Here is a 20,699-nt window from a genome sequence, read left to right on the forward strand (position 1 = left end):
TCGGTGGAATGTTAAAATAAAACTATTTGAATGGGTTTTCCGGCAAAAAGCGTCATGAGCCGCCTCATTCGGTCAATTGACACAAGGGAGAGTAGTCAGCATGTCGTTCACTGTCCAAACTACAGCTAGCCAAGGATCTATTGCGCTGCAGCCTCTGAAAGAGCAGCTTGCCGCTTGGGGCGATGCGAGATCGGCGAGTCTCATCGACGATTTAATACATAAAGCAGACGCCGGGGAAATGACCATCGCCTTTTGCGGCCATTTCTCGGCGGGAAAATCCAGCCTGATCAATTCCTTATGCGGACAAAAGGTGCTTCCATCCGGTCCGGTGCCGACCAGCGCCAACGTCGTCTCCATCCGCAATGGCGAGCCGCGCGCCCTGATCTATCCGGCCGCAGGCGCAAGGGATGAAGCCCCGAAAGAGACCGCGGACCCGCTTCAAGTCTCGCTTAAGGAACTGTACGATTACTGCACCAACGGTGGTGACTATTCATCGGTGGAAGTGTGGGATCAAGTCCCCCTGCTTGGGGAGCACGGCGTCTTCATGGATACACCCGGCGTGGATTCGACGGACGACGGCCATCAAAAAGCGACCCACTCCGCGCTTCATTTGGCGGATGTCGTTCTGTATGTGATGGACTATAACCATGTCCAGTCCGAAAACAATTTGGTGTTTGCCAAGAGCCTGTCGGATTGGGGCAAACCGCTATATCTGATCGTCAACCAAATCGATAAGCACCGGGAGCGGGAGCTATCCTTTGATACCTACCGCCAGGAAGTGGAGGCGGCTTTCAAGCGGTGGCAGGTGCATTACGAGAATTTGCTGTTTATCTCGCTGAAGAATCCGGAGCATCCGTATAACCAGCGGGCTCAGCTGGATGGCCTGGTGCAGGAGCTGATCGCCAAGCGGGCACCGCTATTGTCTTACAGCATCGAGTGCTCCGCGCATCATATCGCCGAGCAGCATACGGCGCAGTTCGCCGATTCGCTGCAGGAGGACATGGAGCAGCTGATGCAGGAGATGGGAGGCGCCGAGAAGGCGGCGGAGCTGGAACGGGAAATGGGCGCGCTCAGGGAGGAGATCGACCGGTTTGAGAATATCCGGCAGCTGGAGCGGGAAGCGGTTCGCCGTGAGGCGGAAGGACTGCTCGAGAATGCCAACCTGACGCCGGCCGATCTGCGGGATCGGGCGCAGCTGTTTCTCGAAAGCCGCAAGCCGGGCTTCAAGAAGGGCTTTCTGTTCTCCGGGGCGAAGACGGAGCAGGAGAAGCAGGAGCGCTTGGACGGTTTTCTGTCTTCGCTGCGCGAGCAGTGCGCCTCCCAGATCGGGTGGCATCTTCAGGAGCTGCTGCGCCGCTGGGGACAGTCCCACCGGATTTGGAACGAGGAACGCGATCAGCAGCTTGCCGATCGGATGCCGGTCATCGAGCCGGAACTGCTGGAGGGCACGGTGGAGCCGGGAGCAGTGCTGTCCGGCGAATACCTGCTGAATTACTGCCGCAAGCTGTCGGCAGAAATCAAGGCGCTGTACCGCCGCGCTGCGCTGGACGCGGCGGAAGAGATGCTGGCGGATGTCGAGGCATCCGCCGCGCCCGCCAAGCAGCGCGCACAGCAGGAGCTGGCCGCGCTGCAGGAGCAGTCCGCCGCGATGGCCCGCTACATGGAGCTGGCAGCGGCCATCACGGCGCGCAAGGAAGCGGCGGCGCGCCTGCTGCCGCCGCACCAGGCGCTCACCCCCGGCACCCTGCCGCGGGTGAGCGCCCCAACCCGGCCGGCTGCGCAGCCGGCCGGGGAAGACGCGGGCGCGCTTGTGGCGGCGCCCGCTGTGAAGCCCGCCCCGCATGGCGGGGCGGGGCCGCAGGGCGGCGCGGCCAAGGGCCGCCGCCAGCGGCTTGACGCGGCCGCGGCGCAGCTCCGCGAAGCGGCTGCGCTGCTGGGGCGCCATCCCGTGCTGGCATCCGCCGCGCGGGGGCTGGAGGGCCGAGCCGAGGCGCTGGCCGGCGGCTCGTTCACGATGGCACTGTTCGGCGCGTTCAGTGCCGGCAAGTCTTCGTTCGCCAACGCTCTGCTCGGCGACAGCGTGCTGCCCGTCTCGCCGCATCCGACGACAGCGGCGATCAACCGCATCCTGGCGCCGGAGGGCGAGTATGCGCACGGGACGGCCAGGGTGCAAATGAAGTCGGCCGAGGCCTTCCAGGACGATTTGGCATATTCCTTCTCGATCCTCCAGCTCAGCAAGCCGGAAGGCGACGGCTGGCTTGAGGCGGTACGTTCCATGAAGCCGGAAGGTGTGCATCCGGCCGGCCTGCCGCATTACGGATTTCTCAAGGCGGCCGCCGCGGGCTGGGAACTGGCGAAACCGCTGCTGGGCAGCGTTCAGACCGTTGATATGCCGGAGTACCGCTCTTTTGTAGCCGATGAGACTAAATCTTGCTTTGTCGACCGGATTGATCTGTATTACAGCTCTCCGCTGACGGAGCAGGGAATCGTGCTCGTGGATACGCCGGGGGCTGACTCACTGCACGCCCGCCATACCGGCGTGACGTTCCAATATATGAAGCAGGCGGACGCCATCGTTTTTGTAACGTATTATAATCACGCGTTTTCCAAGGGCGACAGGCAGTTCCTGACCCAGCTCGGCCGGGTGAAGGACAGCTTTGCCCTCGATAAAATGTTTTTCATCGTCAACGCGGCCGATCTGGCTGCTTCCCCGGAAGAGCTGGAGCAGGTCGTCAAGCATGTGGACGGCAACCTGAAAGCCCGGGGCATCCGGCTGCCGCATATTTACCCCCTCTCCAGCATGACCGCGCTCGAGGCGAAGCTGGGCGGAGATGAAGCCATGCTGGCGCAATCGGGACTCGGCGCATTTGAGGATGCGCTCGGAGTCTTCGCCGGGGAAGAGCTGCCCAAGCTGTCCCTCCAAGCCGCCGCATCCGAGGTGTCGGCTGCGCGGAAAAGGGCGGAGGAATGGGCGCGTCTGTCCCGGCAGGATGCAGGCAGCAGGCAGCGGCGCAAGCAGGAGCTGGTTCGGACAGCCGAGCAGGCCAAGGGGCTTGTCGGGCAGTTTGCCTCAATGCAGCAGGGGAACCTGATTGCACAGGAAACGAAAGAGCTGCTGTTCCACGTCAGACAGCGGATCGGTTTCGGAATGGGTGACTTTTTTAACGAAACGTTTCATCCTTCCGTTCTGCGTGAGGATGCGGGTCAGCTGAAGCGGGTGTTTGCCGGGTGCGGACGCGAGCTGGAACGGACGCTCGTCCGTGAGCTGGAACAGGAGCTGCTGGCCACGACGCTTCGATTGGAGAACAAAGGCAAACAAATCGTGCATGCGGCCGCCGTACAGACGACAGAGGATATATCCGCACTGGATGCCGGTTTGGTTCTGAATCCGCCGGAGGAAAAGGAGTGGGAAACGCCGGAGCTTAAGGAAGTTCAGCTGGAAGGCATCGTCGACTGGAACGCGGCCTGGGGTTATTTTAAATCGCCGAAGGCCTTCTTTGAAGGCGGAGGACGCGAAAAAATGCGTTCGGCTGTAGAAGAACAGATCAAGGAAGCGCTGAGCCGCGAAGTATCCGCGCAGGAAGGGCTGCTGACTGATTTTTACGCGCAGCGGATGGGGGATGCCCAGCATAGGCAAGCCGGCGCCCTGCAGGAGCAGCTGAAGGAAACGGTCGATGCGCTGACCGCCTCGCTGGAACAGGGCGAACGGCCGGAGACGTGGGATACCCTCGCAGCCGAACTGCTTCATATTGAGAAACGTATGACATCTTAGGAGGTGCCCCGGCAAGGAAGATGGCCACTCCTCCGCGTATGGGGGCAGCCAATGGCTTCCGCCTGCCGGGAAGGCGCCATTTTTACGAAAATGAACAAGCCTACAGGGGGAAGATTCATGGAGGAAGGCCAATGAACTGGCCCGCCAGTTTGCAGACGGCGTCTTAACGGTGACCGGCGTCTATATGACTTCGCTTCAACCCGGTAATTACAACGGCCATACGAAGGAACGCCCGACTTCCAGTGCGGGCTTCGTATTTGCTCTGCGCGGCAAGGCGGAATTTGTATTTAACGGAACGGCATATGACGTCCGGCCAGGGATTGTCGTTCACGGCGGTAAAGGGATGACGCTGGAGCTGGCGGTCGGTGATGAAGGGTTTGACTATGTCTTAATCCATTACGAACTTGCTGCTCCCGGCGGGATTCCCGCCCCATGCACCTTCCGTCATTTCGGCTGGCGTGCGGCAGCGGATGAAGCGCTGACGGATAAGTTGATTGCGCTTCATGTGGCTGCCCTTCGACCTGGTCCCATTCAGTACTTGCGCACCAAAGAGCTGTTCTATGCGCTGCTGTTTGATCTGTTGACGGGATCCGGCCAAGGCAGGGACCAAGGCGGGACCGGCATTGCCGAACAGGCGACGGCATACATTCACGGACATTTTCAGGAGCCGCTAACGCTGGAGCAGCTGGCCAGTCTGTACGGCCTAGGCGTAAAGCAGTTTTCTTACCTATTTCATAAGTACACCGGACTGTTTCCGATCGATTATCTCATTCAGTATCGCATGAAGTGGGCGAAGCATCTGCTCGTAACCGGCGTCAGCAGCATCGGTGATATTGCCGCTGGCGTCGGTTATGCCGATGCGCATTATTTCAGCAGACTGTTTAAAAAGCATGTCGGTGTGACGCCTACCGAGTTCCGTACCCGTCGTGGGCAATAATCCACTTCCATTCGGGAATTTGTCTATTCTCAGCAGGCGCCCTGTCTGTATATACTGTATATGATAATGAAAATCATTATCATATACATCGAAGAAACGAGGGGTACCTGAAAATGAGTGAGTGGAAGAACCGTGCTATACGATACGGCTTGCTGCCGTTGGCTTCGCTTATGCTTGTCCTGCTTCTGGCAGCCTGCGGAAATGGAGGAGGCGTCGAACCGGAAGCACCAGGCGCAAATAAAGAGAGCAGTGCTCCATCCATCGAAGGGACGGCCGCGGCCTTTCCCCGGACGATCCATCATGATAAGGGGGACACGGTGCTGAACGAAGCGCCCAAAAAAATCGCCGTCACCTATTTTCCTTATGTGGATCATTTGTTTGCGCTCGGTAGGGGAGAGCTGGTCGCGGGAGCGGTCGGTCTGCAGTCTCTGCAAAACTTTCCCGTGTACGACGAGTTTACGAAAAACGGACAGATCGCGGACCTCGGCAACGACGCTCCGGATTTGGAAAAGCTGCTGGCCCTGGATCCCGATGTGATCATCGCTTGGGAAAACGACGAGAAAATCTACGACCAGCTGAGTAAAATCGCGCCGACGATCTTAATCCATCAGTCGGAAAACTGGCAGGACACGATCGGTAAAATCGCCGAAGTTGCGGGAGAAGAAGAGAACGCGCAGGCATACATCAACGCTTACAATCAAAAGCTGGAGGAGCTCGCCGCCGGCATGAAAGAATCAGGTGTGAAGGGAAAAACGGCGATATTTATGATGACCTGGAACAAAGGTTTCAATTATTATGGCGGCGTGCGGATGGAGCCGTATTACAACAAACTCGGCTTCAGCAGGTTTCCGGGGATGAAGGATTGGGGAGAGATCAGCCTGGAGGGCGTTGGCGAGGCTGACCCGGATTATATTTTCCTGTGCAAGGACTTTACCGGCTCCGCCGAGCTTACCTTGGAAAAGCTGCAAAATGAGGCCGTATGGAAGCAGTTAAAAGCTGTAAAGAACAATCACGTCTATGTTGTCGATACCGAAATCGTCGGTCCGCTGGCCATGGGGCAGTCGAAAGGGCTGGACGTTATTGGAAACCTTAGTCTGAAATAGAATTCAACAAAGGAAATACTGCCTATTTTCCTTTACCGGTTTCTTCAGCCCCATATCAGGGGCTTTTTTATTTGATTTGATGGGCCCGTAAAGCCGGTACTGACCGTAACGCTAACCTCACGAAGACCGTTTCGGACACCGAAAAATGGAAGCTTTCCCCCAAGTCAGGAAGCGCTTTTACAGCACCACCCGGCTTTTTATCGGGAAGCGCAGAGATTGAGAGGATTTGGCATGATTTGATAAGTAAACCCGGATTATATCCAGTTAATGCCGAACCATTGACAAAGCGGCGAAAATATGCGCTGTTATCCTCTTTGCCGCCTCTGAGAGACGGTGTTAAACTTCATAAATGTTCACAACTTACGCGAATGATTTTCAAGCATTCACATGACTCGAAGGAGGAGAACCATGAATGTTCTCAGGCAAATGCAGGGCTTTTTTTGGGCGAAGCGCAGTTTTCTTTATTTATCTATACTCTGCCTCGCCATAGCTACTGCGCTGGGGCTTGTTACCCCGAATTTGCTCCGGAAGCTGATCGACGAAGCGATCGTTCCGCAGCATTTTGAGCTCGTTCCCGCTCTGGCGCTCACCGTCATCGGTGTCGTCACCCTTAAAGCCGTCATGCAGTTTTTAAGCGGCATGCTCGGCGGAAGACTGGGGAACTATCTGGCATACCGTTTGCGTAACGGCTGCTACGAGAAGCTGCAAGTCTTGTCTTTCCGCTATTACGACACGGCCAGAACCGGCGACCTGATGTCCCGTCTGACCGGGGATCTCGAAGCGATCCGGCAATTTATCGCCTTCGGCATCCCGCAAATTTTGAACACGATCCTCATGGTTGTGTTCGGGGCGGTCATGATGCTGTCGATCAGCTGGCAGCTGACGCTCGCTACCATGATCAGTATCCCGTTCCTGGTGTTTGTCGCCCTGAAGTTCGAAGGCAAGATCCACCCGGCGTTCCAGGAAATGCGCCTGGCGCTGAGTGCGCTGACGACTTCGGTACAGGAGAACATTACAGGTGTTCGTACGGTCAAATCATTTGCGCGTGAGCCTCACGAAGTCGACAAGTTTTCCGTGCGTAACGAACGCTACAAGAACAACCAGATCTTCGCTTCGGGTTTGTGGAGCCGCTACTTTCCGGTCATGGAGCTTCTCGCGTCCATCTGCGTCGTGCTGCTCCTCGGTGTCGGAGGCACGCTGGTCATTCACCAATCGCTGTCGCTGGGCGAGCTCGTTGCCTTCTTCAGCTTGATCTGGTACATTATCGGACCGATGTGGAATATCGGTTATCTCATCAACAACTACACGCAGTCGGAAGCTTCGGGAGAGCGGGTGCTCGAGCTCCTGAACCAGCCGATTGACGTCAAGGATAAAGACAATGCCGTCGCTCTGTCTTCCGACGAAGTGAAAGGGCATGTCACTTTTGAACATGTTACCTTTGCTTATGGCAATAAGCTGGCCGCTATCCAGGACATTAATTTGGATGCGCCTCCAGGATCGGTCATCGGCCTGCTCGGCGGAACCGGATCAGGGAAATCGACGATCATCCAGCTGCTGATGCATGCGTATAACGTCAATAGCGGCAGCATCAAGCTGGACGGCAAGAACATCAATGACATTCAAGTCCGGAGCCTGCGCAGCCAAATCGCGTCGGTGTTCCAGGAGACGTTCCTGTTCTCGTCCAGCATCCGCAATAACATCGCATACGGCCTGAAGGACGTAACGATGGACGAGATCATCCGGGCCGCCAAGCTGGCCAAAGCCCACGATTTCATTATGGAAATGCCGGACGGTTACGATACGGTGGTCGGCGAACGGGGCATGGGCCTCTCCGGAGGGCAGAAGCAGCGGATCGCGATTGCGCGCGCGCTGCTGAAGAATCCGAAAATCCTCATCCTCGATGACGCGACGAGCGCCGTCGACATGGAGACCGAGCACGAAATCCAGTCGGGCTTCCAGGAAGTTATGAAGGGACGGACGACGTTCATCATCGCCCACCGGATCTCTTCCCTGCGGCATGCCGACGAGATTCTCGTACTGAATGAGGGCAAAATCGTGCAGCGCGGCAAGCATGAAGAGTTAATCACGGTGCCTGGCCCTTACCAGGATGTATACCATATTCAATATGCAGACCACATTGCCCGGATGAATGGGAATGCAGGAGAGCAGGTGAGCTCATGAATCCCGCAGCGGAAACGAATAAACAGCGGCCGGGAGCCGCAAATAAAAACAACCCGAAGGGGAAGACGCCAGGTGTAACCGGCGAACGCTTCGTGTATCAGGATGACGAAGTCATCGAAAAGCCGTTTAACTGGTCCCAGCTGACCCGGCTGTTCGCTTATATGAAGCCTTATGCCAAGCAAATGCTGCCGCTCGTCCTGCTGATGATGGTCCTCGGGACGATTACGAAACTGACCGTTCCGTTCCTGACCAGTCAGGCGATCGACAAGGCGATCGCGCCGAAAGACGGTAATACGAGCCTGACGCTCTTGTATCTGCTTACGGCGGCGGCACTTGTTCTTTACATTATTCAGTGGATCGCGAGTACGTACCGGATCCGCCTGACCAACATTATCGGACAGCGCGTCATCTACGACCTGCGTTCGCATTTGTTCCAGCACATCCAGAAGCTGTCCTTCAACTTTTTTGACAAGCGGCCGGCAGGCTCCGTGCTCGTGCGTATCACGAATGACGTCAACTCCCTGCAGGAGCTGTTCACCAACGGTGTCGTCAACCTGATGATCGACTGTGTCCAGCTGGTCGGGATCGTGGTCATTTTGATGCTGATCAACTGGAAACTCGGACTTGCGGTTGTTCTGACCGTGCCGATCATGTTTTTCATCTCCACAAAGCTGCGGGTCAAGATCCGCCGCGCCTGGCAGGAAGTGCGCATGAAGAATTCCCGGATCAACTCGCATTTGAACGAATCGATCCAGGGGATCCGCGTTACGCAGGCTTACACACAGGAGCAGGAGAACATCAAGTTTTTCGACAAAATGAACATGGACAGCAAAAAGTCGTGGGACCGTGCGTCCACGCTGAACCAAGGGTTCGGCCCGCTGATCGAAATCACAGGGGGCATCGGCACCTTGATCCTATTCTGGTTCGGGGCTTACCTGATACAGGAGGACCAGCTGACCGTGGGTCTCCTGGTCGCCTTCTCCAGCTATGTCGGCAACTTCTGGGAGCCGATCAACCGGCTCGGCCAGATGTACAATCAGCTGCTGGTGGCGATGGCTTCCTCGGAGCGGATCTTCGAATTTATCGATGAGAAGCCGCATATCGACGACAAGCCGAATGCCCAGCCGATGCCGAAAATTCACGGCGATATCAAGCTGGAAAACGTCGTGTTCGAATACGAGAAGGGCCGGCCGGCACTCAAGGGTATCAACCTCGACGTCAAGGCAGGTCAAACGATCGCCCTCGTCGGGCATACCGGTTCAGGAAAAAGTACAATCATTAATTTGCTCAGCCGGTTCTATGATATAACAGGGGGCAAAATTACGATTGACGGTCTGGACATCCGGGACGTGAAGCTGGATACGCTCCGCAGCCAAATCGGAATCGTGCTGCAGGACACGTTCATTTTCTCGGGAACGATCCGCGATAACATTCGCTTTGGCCGGTTGGACGCGACCGACGAGGAGATCGAGGAAGTAGCCAAGGCTGTCGACGCTCATGAATTTATTATGAAGCTGCCGAACGGTTACGATACGGAGGTCGAGGAGCGGGGGAACATGCTCTCCATGGGGCAGCGGCAGCTGCTGTCCTTCGCCAGGGCGCTTCTGGCCGATCCGCGCATTCTTATTCTTGATGAGGCGACGGCAAGCATCGATACGGAGACTGAGCTGAAAATTCAGGAAGCGCTGAAGGTGCTCCTGAAAGGCCGGACTTCCTTTATCGTCGCGCACCGGTTGTCGACGATCCGCCATGCGGACAAAATCGTCGTACTGGATCACGGCGAGATCAAGGAGGAAGGCAACCACCAGGAACTGATGCAGAAGCAGGGAACGTACCATGGTCTGATCGAAGCGCAGTTCCGGTTTGTCTAAGGATGATATAATATATAAGTTGACCTAAAGAATTCGATGCCAGCAAGGGAGTAAAATGATTCCGAAGAAGCGAAGCGGTCTTAAGAGCTTTCAAAAGGAAAGCTAACATCGGAAGCATATGCTTTGGCTTTCGGACTTTCTGCCTCACGTAGGTTCCATAAAATCAAGAAATCCGAAAACAAGAGAGATCGTAGGAACATTTTACGTACTTGCTACCATCATCATTCATTTTTAAAACTTATATAGGCTTTCAGCCGAGCTGAATTGTTCTGGCCGAAAGATAAACTTCCGCATAAAAATGGACTGTCTTCCGTAGGTACATCGTTGGAGATATTATATTTCCCCCGGTCGCCGAAAGTTAACGGTGCGTTTACAGCCAATTAACAAACAACCAAAATTGTAAAATCAAGCAAGCTTCTCCAATGATCGCCATTCAAATAAGGAGAGATTGTGAATTTTGCAGGAAAATGTCGGAGCACTCTTGCATTCTTCCTTCGGAACCCCGAAAATGATAGAGAGGTATACATTTGTGGTATACATTAGTAGGGGGGAATTGGGAAGTGGTGTGGGGTGCTCCTTTTTCTGCACATGCTACAAAACTGCTGCTTCTAGGCAGCGGTGAATTGGGAAAAGAAGTAGTTCTCGAGGCTCAGCGTTTGGGCGTAGAAACCATTGCCGTGGACCGATATGAACACGCCCCTGCGATGCAGGTGGCCCATCGAAGCCATGTCATTGATATGCTCGATCCCGAATCGCTGAAGCGGATTATTCATCAGGAACATCCGGACATCATCGTCCCGGAAATTGAAGCTATAGCTACACAGGCTCTCCTTGAGCTGGAAGAGGAAGGGTACCGCGTCATTCCGACGGCTCGCGCCGCCCGGCTGACGATGGACCGCGAAGGGATTCGCCGCCTGGCTGCGGAAGATCTCGGACTTCCCACGGCGGATTATCGATTCGCCGACAGTCTGGAGGAGCTGCAAGAAGCGGTAGCCGTGCTTGGCACGCCCTGCGTGGTTAAGCCGATCATGAGCTCATCCGGTAAAGGGCAGAGCGTTTGCCGCACACCAGAAGATGCGGAAGAATGCTGGAATGCAGCCCTGGAAGGCGGACGAGCGAAGAGCACCCGCGTGATCGTTGAAGCATTTGTTACGTTTGAGAGCGAAATTACGCTCTTGACGGTCCGCTCTGTGAGCGGAACCACATTTTGCCCGCCGATTGGACATATTCAAAAGGACGGGGATTATGTAGAATCCTGGCAGCCTCATGTCCTTAGTGAAGAGCAGCTGCGGGAGGCAGAGTCCATTGCCAAGGCCATTACAGACGAGCTCGGGGGATATGGCATTTTCGGAGTGGAACTGTTTGTTACCAAGCAAGGCATCATATTCAGTGAAGTATCCCCGCGTCCGCATGACACCGGCATGGTGACCATGGTGACGCAGGATTTATCGGAGTTCGCCCTGCATGTCAGAGCGATTCTCGGACTTCCGGTTACGTCGGTTGAACTGCTGACACCGGGAGCTTCGGCAACTTTGAAAGCGGTGAATGCAAGTACGAATTTTGCCGTCAGCGGTGTAGAGGAAGCACTGAGCCTTCCCCGGACACAGGTTCGGATTTTCGGCAAGCCTGAAACGAAGATCGGCCGGAGGATGGCGGTAGCGTTAAGCACTGACCCGGATATTCAGAAAGCACGGAACACGGCTAAGCAAGCCGCCAGTCTTTTAAAAGTGGAGGAATATGATCATGAACAGTAATTTGTCGGCTCCTACTTTGCAAATCCGTAAATCAAATTGCAATTGCGATCTGGAGTCTGTAACGGCGTTAATGCGCGAGCTCAACTATCCAACGACGATCAACGTTATGCGCGAACGGATGGAAGCCTCGGAAGACAATCCGAAACTGTGCACAATGGTAGCAGAGCTGGACGGAGAAGTTGTCGGCATGGTGGCGTTGAATCAAGTTCACTCCTATGCCACAGGCGAGACGGCGACTCAGGTATCCGCTTTGATCGTATCCGAGAAGCACCGCGGCCAAGGGATCGGCAAGCGCCTGATCCGCAGCAGCGAAGAATGGGGAAGAGCCCACGGCAGCCAGGTTCTGTTTTTGACGAGCGGCAACCGTGTGGAACGTGCCCCGGCCCATGCCTTTTATGAACATATCGGTTTTGATAAAGTCGGCTACCGCTTCATCAGAAAGCTGAAATAATACCGATTTCCAACATACCGGCCCCCCTGCAGAGGAGGGCTTTTTTCTATTTCTGGTATCCTTAAGTACCGACGTATTCTACAAACATGTTCAATATTTACAATACATATGAATTGATATACAATACGTGAGTGATATTTCGAAAGCGGTTACATTTTTCGACAAGACCAATGAGTTTTGGGCCGGAGGAGCCGATTGTTCATGTTCTGACAAGTGTGAGTACAAATTTGGAACAGCCGAGGGATGAATGATGTATAAACTGCTGCTGGTGGAAGACGAAGAAGACGTCCGGGATGGGCTGGTCGAGGAAATCAGCTGGGAGCTTCACGGCTTTCAGGTGACGGGTACAGCCGAAAACGGACGCGAAGCGCTGGAATGGATGGAAAAGGAGATGCCGGACATCGTCGTGACCGACATCCAAATGCCCTTTATGAACGGCTTAGAGCTGGCCGCGTGGATCCGGGAGCATGCCCCGTCCACCAAAATCATTATTTTGACCGGATACGATGAGTTTGAGTATGCCCAAAAAGCGATTAAGCTGCAGATTGACGAATATGTGCTCAAGCCGTTTTCTTCCCGGGAGCTTGTGGATGTGCTGCTGAAGGTGAAGACGCATATGGATGCCGAGCGGGCTGAGAAGGAAAACGTCCAGCTGCTGATGGAGCATTACCGGAAAAGCATACCTGTACTCAGGGAGCTTTTTTTGTCTTCACTGGTGACCCGGAGGCTTACGCCTGAGGAATACATCGAGAAAGGAGCCAGTTACGGGATCAGCCTGGACGGACAAACCTTTATGGCTTCGATCATTCGTCCCGATCCAGTGCAGAGAGAACGGGATGTCCGGGAGGAAGCGGAGGATCCGGCATCAGCGCTGTCGCTAAAATACTCGGAGGACCGGTACCTGCTGCTGTTTGCCGTGTACAACGTGGCGGCAGAGATTTGCCAATTGCGGCAAGGGTTCAAGGCGTTTATTCACCATAACGACTGCGTCCTCCTGTCAGTGCTGCCCGATGCGGATGAGAGTGCGGCGGCGCAGCGGACGCTGGAGCTGCTGGAGGAAATCCGTCTGAACGTGAACAAATATTTGAAGCTGACGGTGACGGCAGGGGCCGGCTCTGTATACCGGTCGTTAGGCGATGTGTTCGATTCTTATGCGGAAGCGTCGCAGGCGCTGGACTATCGTCCTATTCTCGGCAACAACCGGGTCATTTGGATCGATGATGTGGAACAGCGGAAGGCGGATCCGCTCGTATTCGACAGCCTGAAGGAGCAGGAGCTCGTCCGGAGCATCCGCGTAGGCACGGCGGAAGAGCTGGAGGAGACGGTAAGGCGGATGTTTGACGGCCTGGAGTCGTCCAAGGTCAGCGTGCAGGACTGCCAAGTGTATATCATCGGCGTGTTGACCGCCGTCATCCGGGTGGCGAAGGAGTTCGGCATCGAGCTTGAAGAGGTGTTTGGCCGTGGATCGCTGCCGTTCGCCGACATGTACCATTACAACAATTTACAGGAACTGCGGGAGTGGATACACCGGGTATCCTCAAGGCTGATGATAACGATCGCGCAGGGAAGGCAGTCCGGATATAACCAGCTTGTTGAGGATGCCAAAACGTATATTCATGAGCATTACCGGGAAAGCGACATTTCCATCAACAAAGTATGCCGGCATCTGCACATCAGCACCGGGTATTTCAGCAGCATTTTTAAAAAGGAAATGAAGATGACCTTCGTAGCCTATTTGCTGCATGTACGCATGGAAGCGGCCAAGGAGATGCTGCGATCGACGTCGCTGAAAGCGTTCGAAATCGCCGAAACGCTTGGGTTCGCGGATCCGAACTACTTCAGCTTCTGCTTCCGCAAGAAGTTCGGCATTACGCCCAAAGAATACCGCAGCGGCCACGGAGGAGGCGAATCGGCTTGAAGATTCCGCATCGTCGCCTGAAGCCCCGTGCTCCCCGGCTGCCCATGTCCTTCCGGCTGCGTAGCATTCAAACGATCATCACCGCGACCTTTGCCGGTATGACGGTGCTCGTCGTCATCCTGGTCAGCATTATGCTGTACAATAAATTTTCCAAGACGGCGGAGGAGAACGCCTACCTCAATATTCAGCAAATTATCGAGCAGGTCAATTACCACCTGGAGCTGTATGTCAAAGGGATGCAGGACATTTATGCTGTAGTCGAGCAGCAGATTGATCAAACGGCTGACGTCAGCAGCGGGGTGCTCCGTGAGCAGCTGACCACACTGCTCCATACCCGGGAAGACCTTGTATCCGTAGCGCTGTTTACGCCCGAAGGCCGGCTCGTGCTGGACATTCCGAATGCCGAAATGCGCCGGAACACCAAGCTGACCGAACAGAGCTGGTACGAGTCGGCCAGGGAGGTGCCGCAGAAGCTGTCTTTTTCCCCGCCGCACATCCAAAATTTATACAAGGGCCAGTACAAGTGGGTCGTATCGTTAAGCCGCATGATCGAATATCGGGACCAGGGAAAAGTAAAGCGCGGAATTCTGCTCGTTGACGTCAACTTCCGGACGATTGATGAGCTGAGCCGCAAAGTGAGCCTTGGCAAGCAGGGTTATGCTTACATCATCGACGAGCTGGGGAACATCGTCTACCATCCGCAGCAGCAGCTCATCTATGCCGGTTTGAAGTACGAAAATCTGGAGCCCGTGTTTGACTATGCCTATGGCAGCTATATCGATAAATCGACCGGCGTGCCGCGGTATATCACGATCCGGACGGTACAGCCCATCGGCTGGAAAATCGTCGGGGTCGCCTTTCCGGACGAAATTGTGACGACCAAGCAGGACCTGAATCAGTTTATTTTCTGGTTTCTCGTGGTCGTCATTACGGCTGTGGTACTCCTCGCTGTCTTCATCTCGGCGAAAATATCCCAGCCGCTCCGCCGCTTGGAGCGGTCGGTCCAAAGCGTCGGACAGGGGGATTTCAGCACGCCGATTTACGTCAGCGGCGCTTATGAAGTGGTGCAGCTGTCCAAGCGGTTTAATTTTATGCTGCACCGCATCCGCCAGCTGATGGACCAGATCATTCACGAGCAGGAAGCGAAGCGGAAAAGCGAGCTGGATGTGCTGCAGTCGCAAATCAATCCCCATTTTCTCTACAATACGCTGAATTCGGTGATCCGGCTGGCGGAAAAAGGAAAAAAGGAAGAGGTCGTGACGACGATCACTTCGCTTTCCAAGTTTTTCCGGATCAGTCTGAGCAAAGGGAACACGATCATCACCGTTGAAGAAGAGCTGGAGCATGTGCGCCATTATTTGATCATCCAGAAGATCCGCTACAAGCATAAGTTCAATTATGAGATTCAGTGCGATGAAGCCGCACGCTCCTGCAGGACGCTGAAGCTGATCCTGCAGCCGATCGTAGAGAACGCCATTTATCATGGAATCGAGAAAATGCCGGACGAAGGCTGGATCTCCATCTCGGCGGCGGTTCAGGGAGAGCAGCTCGTCTTGACCGTCAAGGACAACGGGCTTGGCATGACCCCGCAGGTGATGGATCAGATTCTCAGCGGTAACCACCGCAGCGGCAGCGGATCGGGTGTCGGCGTGAAGAACGTGAACGAGCGCATCCGGCTGTGCTACGGCAAGCCTTACGGTCTGCATTTTGCGAGCGAACTGGAAGAAGGGACAAGTGTTACGATCACGCTGCCGGCGGTATCGGACCGTGCGGAGGAACTGGAGAGGGGGATATCATGAGCTTAAGCCAAGGAATCGTCCGAGCAGCGCTGCTGCTTGCCATCTTGCTCCTCACGGGCTCTTGTTCCTCGTCGCCTCCGAATCTCCGCGCCTCAGGCAAGCCGCGGACCATCGACATGATCGTCAAGATGAACCACGGCGACTACTGGAATACGGTGAAAATGGGCGCCGAGGTGGCGGCCAAAGAATTCAACGTTCAGCTGACGTTTAAGGCGCCTGACAACGAAAGCGATATCGGCGGGCAAATTCAGCTGATGGATCAGTCCATCCAAAACAAGGCGGATGCCATCATTCTGTCTGCGAGCGACTACATGAAGCTGGCCCAGGTGACCGACCGCGCGGCCTATTACAAAATCCCGGTCATCTCAATGGATTCCGAGGTGGCATCGGCCCGGGTCAAAACGTTCGTGGGCACGAACAACTACGAAGCGGGCCAGAAGGCGGCGGAGCGGATGGTCGCCCTAACCGGAACGAACAGCCGCATCGGCGTGATGAATTTTGTGCAGGGCTCCAAAAACGGCGACGAGCGCGAGGAGGGCTTTATGGATTATATCGCCCGGTTTCCCGGGGTTCAGGTCGTGGCCGTGGAATACTGCCAGTCCAATGAACAGCTGGCGCGTGAGCTTACCCGCAAAATGCTGAACGAGCATCCCAATATAAACGGGATTGTGGCGCTTAACGAAGTGGCGTCGATCGGCACCGGAGAAGAGATACAGAAGCTGGGGGCCGGCGGACGCGTGAAGCTGATCACGTTCGACAGCCCGGCGAAAGTGATGGAACTGCTGCAGGAGGGGACCGTGCAGGCGACGGTCATCCAGAACCCGTTTAACAACGGTTATTTGGCTGTGCAGTACGCAGTTGAAGCGATGGAGGGCCTGGACGTCCCTGAGCGCATCGATACCAAGTCCAAAATTATCGATCTCGACAATATGCTCTGGCCGGATAATCAGAAGCAGCTGTTTCCGTTTGTCCGCTGAGCTATTGGTGAACCGAGTGCCGCACCTCCTTAAGCGGCACTTTTTTTGCGTTCATCGCATCATGCTCCCCACGTCATGAGAATTTTCATAGAACACATGAGAATTTTATATTCGAATCCGCCCGCGGATACAGCATAATGTAAACGTATCCAAGAGATACGAGAGGCACGTTAAAGAGAATATCAGGAGGTCTGTGAACGATGAAAAAAATCACTTCCGTCATCCTAGCCGGTGCGCTGCTGGGTACGGTCATGGCCGGCTGCTCGAACTCCGGCGACAAATCCTCGGGGGCTTCGGGCGGCAGCGCGGACAGCGGCAAGGAGCCGTCCATCGGGGTAGCCATTTATAAATTCGACGATACGTTCATGACGGGTGTACGTAATGCCATCAAAACCAATGCGGAAGGCAAGGCAAAGGTGGATATTGTGGACAGCCAGAACTCCCAGCCGACCCAAAACGACAAGGTCGATCTGTTCATTACCAAAAAGACCGATGCGCTGCTGATCAACCCGGTGGACCGCACGGCGGCCGGCGTCATTATCGACAAAGCCAAAACGGCCAGCATCCCGGTCGTCTTCCTGAACCGTGAGCCGCTGCCCGAAGACATGAAGAAATGGGACAAAGTGTATTACGTCGGCGCCAAGGCAGAAGAATCCGGCACGATGTCCGGGGAACTGATCGCGGACTATTGGAAGGCCCATCCGGAAGCGGATAAAAACAAGGACGGTGTCCTGCAGTACGTCATGCTCAAAGGAGAACCCGGACACCAGGATGCGGAGCTGCGCACCAAGTACTCGATCCAGGCGATCGAAGACGCAGGCATCAAGGTCGAGAAGCTGGCGGAAGACACCGCGATGTGGGATCGTGTGAAAGGGCAGGAGAAGATGGCCGCTTTCCTTGGCTCGCATGGTGATAAAATCGAAGCCGTTCTCGCGAACAACGACGACATGGCGCTTGGCGCGATCGAGGCGCTGAAAGCGGCAGGCTACTTCACGGGCGGAAAAACGATGCCGGTTGTCGGCGTCGATGCTACGGCGCCGGCACTTCAAGCACTGCAGGACGGCACGCTGCTCGGCACAGTGCTGAACGATGCGAACAACCAGGGCAAAGCTTCCGTGACGCTGGCCACGCTGCTGGCCAAGGGCGAAACGCCGACCAAGGAGAACGTCGGATTCGACATTACGGATAATCAATACGTGTGGATTCCTTACAAAAAAATTACCAAAGACAACATCGACGATGCGAAGTAAGCCGACAGGCTGGACTTAAACTAACCATCCCCGGAAAGGGCGGACGAGAAGTGCGGTCCGTCCTTTCCTCTGGATGAGGGCAGGGAGCGGAAGTTATGGCTGAGCGTGAATTTTTACTGGAAATGAACCGGATCAGCAAAGAGTTTCCCGGCGTTAAGGCGCTGGACGGGGTTACGCTGCAGGTAAGGCCCGGTACGGTTCATGCCCTGATGGGGGAGAACGGTGCCGGCAAGTCCACTTTAATGAAATGCCTGTACGGCATTTATTCGCCGGACGCGGGCGAAATTCTGCTGGACGGCAATAAGGTCCAGATCAACAATTCCAAGGATGCGCTGAACCTGGGGATTTCGATGATTCATCAGGAGCTGCATCCGGTGCCTTTTCGCAATGTGATGGAAAATATTTGGCTGGGGCGTTTTCCGACAAAGGGCGCGGGATTCATCCGGTTTATCGACCATAAAAAAATGTGCCGGGACACGAAGGAGCTGTTCAAGCAGCTGGACATTGATATTGATCCGGACGTGATGGTCGGCAAGCTGTCGGTCTCCAAAATCCAGTCCATCGAAATCGCTAAGGCAGTATCCTTTCATGCGCGGGTCATCATCATGGACGAACCGACGTCGTCCTTGACTGGTGTGGAAGTCGAGCATTTATTCCGCATCATCCGTGATCTTAAGAAACGCGGGGTGGCCATCATTTACATCTCGCACAAAATGGAGGAAATTTTGCAAATTTCCGACGATGTCACGATTATGCGCGACGGCAGCAAAATCGGCACATGGCCGGCCAGCGAGCTGACCACAGAGATGATTATCGCGAAGATGGTCGGACGGGACCTGACACACCGGTTTCCGGAGAAGGAAAACGTGCCTGGCGAAGTGATTTTGAAGGTTGAGGGCGTGACTTCGCCCATTCCGAAATCGTTTAAAGACATTTCTTTTGAGCTGCGCAAAGGGGAAATTCTCGGCATCGGGGGATTGGTCGGCGCCCAGCGTACCGAGCTGATCGAAGCGCTGTTCGGGCTGAGGGACATCGCCTCGGGCTCCGTTTCCCTGAACGGCAGACCGGTCAAGATCAAGTCGCCGGAGGACGCGAAGAAGCTCGGTATGGCGCTGCTGACGGAAGAACGGCGGGCCACCGGCATCTTCTCCGTTCTGCCTGTGCACGAAAACGCGGCAATCGCCAATTTGGGGAGATATCGCAAAGCGTTGTTCCTGCTGGACGGCAAACGCAAAAAGCAGGAAGCCGATCAAATGGTGGAGAAGCTGCGCACCAAAACGCCGACCACCCGGGCGCTGATCATGAACTTGTCCGGCGGTAACCAGCAGAAGGTGCTGCTGGCCAGATGGCTTTTGACCGAACCCGAAATTCTGCTGCTGGATGAGCCGACAAGGGGTATCGACGTCGGAGCGAAGTTTGAAATCTATACGATCATCAAAGACCTGGCGAAACAGGGGAAAAGCATCATCATGATCTCCTCCGAAATGCCGGAGCTGCTCGGTATGTCGGACCGGATTATGGTGATGTCTGAAGGACGGCTGACCGGCATCGTGGACGGAAGCAGCGCCACGGAAGAAGAAATCATGCGTCTGGCCGCCCAGCATTAGGGAAAGCCGAAGGAGGAACTAACATGCTGAACACCAATAAAATCAACACAGGCAGGAGATTTCAGGGATTTGCCTCGCAGTATGCGATTTACATCGTGCTGGTGCTGCTGGTCATCGGGATTACGATCTACAATCCTTCTTTTCTGTCCGTAAACTCGCTGCGGGACATTCTTATCCAGTCATCGACCCGCGCCATCATCGCGCTTGGCGTTGCGTTCATTTTGATCACAGCCGGAACCGACTTGTCGGCTGGCCGAATCGTCGGCCTGACCGCGGTTATCTCGGCATCGATGCTGCAGAGCTCGGACTATGCTGCGCGTTTTTTTCCGAATCTGCCACATTTGCATGTATTGCTGCCCATTGTCCTGGCCATTATCGTCGGCCTGCTGTGCGGATTGGTTAACGGGCTGGTCGTCTCGAAGCTGAACGTTCCGCCGTTTATCGCAACGCTTGGCACGATGGTTGCCGTGTACGGCCTGAACTCGCTGTATTTTGATATGGAGCCGAATAACTCCCAGCCAATCGGGGGTCTGCGCAAAGATTTCACAGCGATCGGTACAGGATATATCGGCGAAGGGCAATATTCCGTGCCTTATATCGTGCTGATCGCCATTTTCGTGGCGTTCATCGTGTGGGTCATTTTCACGAAAACGAAGCTTGGAAAATACATGTACGCGATCGGCGGCAACATCCAGGCGGCTAAAGTATCGGGCATCAACGTCGCCAAGTACCTGATTTATATCTATGCTATCGCAGGCGCCCTCTACGGGCTGGCGGGAGTGCTCGAAGCCTCCAGAACCGGCGGCGCAACGAACAACTACGGGAATATGTACGAGCTGGACGCCATTGCGGCCTGCGTCGTCGGCGGGGTGTCGACCACCGGCGGCATTGGCACGGTGCCCGGCGTCATGGTGGGCGTGCTGATCTTCACGATCATCAACTATGGCTTGACCTTTATCGGCATCAGCCCTTACTGGCAGCTCATCATTAAGGGATTGATCATCGTAGCGGCCGTCGCTTTCGACATGCGGAAGTATGCTGCCAAAAAGTAATAGGCCATAAAGGAATCGATCTTCTCG

At 55.1% G+C, this 20,699-nt stretch carries 13 protein-coding genes; all 13 read left to right on the forward strand.

From position 1 onward, the window contains the following. The first annotated feature begins 100 nt into the window (after positions 1–100). The 13 genes from K2F33_RS18885 (at position 101) to mglC (ending at position 20,672) form a co-directional block, all read left to right on the forward strand. Positions 101–3,772, forward strand: a complete 3,672-nt coding sequence (locus K2F33_RS18885) for a dynamin family protein (RefSeq protein ID WP_263878245.1) — start codon at positions 101–103, stop codon at positions 3,770–3,772. A 184-nt stretch (positions 3,773–3,956) separates the two neighbouring features. Beyond that, on the forward strand, positions 3,957–4,709 hold the full coding sequence (locus K2F33_RS18890) for an AraC family transcriptional regulator (protein WP_263878246.1): 753 nt from the start codon (positions 3,957–3,959) through the stop codon (positions 4,707–4,709). Positions 4,710–4,822: 113 nt separating this feature from the next. Then, positions 4,823–5,812, forward strand: a complete 990-nt coding sequence (locus K2F33_RS18895) for an ABC transporter substrate-binding protein (RefSeq protein ID WP_263878247.1) — start codon at positions 4,823–4,825, stop codon at positions 5,810–5,812. A gap of 408 nt (positions 5,813–6,220) precedes the next feature. Beyond that, positions 6,221–7,993 (forward strand): ABC transporter ATP-binding protein, encoded by a 1,773-nt coding sequence (locus K2F33_RS18900; RefSeq protein ID WP_089548002.1) that lies wholly within the window; start codon positions 6,221–6,223, stop codon positions 7,991–7,993. Beyond that, positions 7,990–9,864, forward strand: a complete 1,875-nt coding sequence (locus K2F33_RS18905; RefSeq protein WP_263878248.1) for an ABC transporter ATP-binding protein — start codon at positions 7,990–7,992, stop codon at positions 9,862–9,864. The genes K2F33_RS18900 and K2F33_RS18905 overlap by 4 nt, the downstream gene beginning before the upstream one ends. A gap of 563 nt (positions 9,865–10,427) precedes the next feature. After that, positions 10,428–11,618: a formate-dependent phosphoribosylglycinamide formyltransferase gene (gene purT / locus K2F33_RS18910; protein WP_145137334.1), complete on the forward strand. Its 1,191-nt coding sequence runs from the start codon at positions 10,428–10,430 to the stop codon at positions 11,616–11,618. Then, entirely contained in the window at positions 11,608–12,069 is a 462-nt protein-coding gene (locus K2F33_RS18915; RefSeq protein ID WP_234489346.1) for a GNAT family N-acetyltransferase, read from the forward strand. The genes purT and K2F33_RS18915 overlap by 11 nt, the downstream gene beginning before the upstream one ends. 247 nt (positions 12,070–12,316) lie before the next feature. Continuing rightward, a complete protein-coding gene (locus K2F33_RS18920; RefSeq protein ID WP_318670955.1) occupies positions 12,317–13,987 on the forward strand; it encodes a response regulator in 1,671 nt (556 codons plus the stop codon). A gap of 44 nt (positions 13,988–14,031) precedes the next feature. Further along, positions 14,032–15,786, forward strand: a complete 1,755-nt coding sequence (locus K2F33_RS18925; RefSeq protein ID WP_076171727.1) for a sensor histidine kinase — start codon at positions 14,032–14,034, stop codon at positions 15,784–15,786. Further along, complete coding sequence (locus tag K2F33_RS18930; protein WP_076170950.1) at positions 15,783–16,763, forward strand: substrate-binding domain-containing protein; 981 nt, start codon at positions 15,783–15,785, stop codon at positions 16,761–16,763. The genes K2F33_RS18925 and K2F33_RS18930 overlap by 4 nt, the downstream gene beginning before the upstream one ends. A 200-nt stretch (positions 16,764–16,963) precedes the next feature. After that, complete coding sequence (locus tag K2F33_RS18935; protein ID WP_076170952.1) at positions 16,964–18,013, forward strand: galactose ABC transporter substrate-binding protein; 1,050 nt, start codon at positions 16,964–16,966, stop codon at positions 18,011–18,013. Between the two features lie 95 nt (positions 18,014–18,108). Continuing rightward, entirely contained in the window at positions 18,109–19,620 is a 1,512-nt protein-coding gene (locus K2F33_RS18940) for a sugar ABC transporter ATP-binding protein (protein WP_076170954.1), read from the forward strand. A 23-nt stretch (positions 19,621–19,643) separates the two neighbouring features. Further along, positions 19,644–20,672, forward strand: a complete 1,029-nt coding sequence (gene mglC / locus K2F33_RS18945) for a galactose/methyl galactoside ABC transporter permease MglC (RefSeq protein WP_076170956.1) — start codon at positions 19,644–19,646, stop codon at positions 20,670–20,672. The last annotated feature ends 27 nt before the right edge of the window (positions 20,673–20,699 follow it).

Source organism: Paenibacillus sp. PSB04, assembly GCF_025809195.1.
GTDB classification, from domain to species: Bacteria; Bacillota; Bacilli; order Paenibacillales; family Paenibacillaceae; genus Paenibacillus_AQ; species Paenibacillus_AQ favisporus.

Coding starts and splice junctions, on each gene's coding strand:
- K2F33_RS18920 (WP_318670955.1), top strand. CDS start 12,317: ATGATGTATAAACTGCTGCTGGTGGAAGACGAAGAAGACGTCCGGGAT.
- K2F33_RS18890 (WP_263878246.1), top strand. CDS start 3,957: ATGACTTCGCTTCAACCCGGTAATTACAACGGCCATACGAAGGAACGC.
- K2F33_RS18930 (WP_076170950.1), top strand. CDS start 15,783: ATGAGCTTAAGCCAAGGAATCGTCCGAGCAGCGCTGCTGCTTGCCATC.
- K2F33_RS18895 (WP_263878247.1), top strand. CDS start 4,823: ATGAGTGAGTGGAAGAACCGTGCTATACGATACGGCTTGCTGCCGTTG.
- K2F33_RS18925 (WP_076171727.1), top strand. CDS start 14,032: ATGTCCTTCCGGCTGCGTAGCATTCAAACGATCATCACCGCGACCTTT.
- mglC (WP_076170956.1), top strand. CDS start 19,644: ATGCTGAACACCAATAAAATCAACACAGGCAGGAGATTTCAGGGATTT.
- K2F33_RS18900 (WP_089548002.1), top strand. CDS start 6,221: ATGAATGTTCTCAGGCAAATGCAGGGCTTTTTTTGGGCGAAGCGCAGT.
- K2F33_RS18940 (WP_076170954.1), top strand. CDS start 18,109: ATGGCTGAGCGTGAATTTTTACTGGAAATGAACCGGATCAGCAAAGAG.
- K2F33_RS18905 (WP_263878248.1), top strand. CDS start 7,990: ATGAATCCCGCAGCGGAAACGAATAAACAGCGGCCGGGAGCCGCAAAT.
- K2F33_RS18915 (WP_234489346.1), top strand. CDS start 11,608: ATGAACAGTAATTTGTCGGCTCCTACTTTGCAAATCCGTAAATCAAAT.
- K2F33_RS18935 (WP_076170952.1), top strand. CDS start 16,964: ATGAAAAAAATCACTTCCGTCATCCTAGCCGGTGCGCTGCTGGGTACG.
- K2F33_RS18885 (WP_263878245.1), top strand. CDS start 101: ATGTCGTTCACTGTCCAAACTACAGCTAGCCAAGGATCTATTGCGCTG.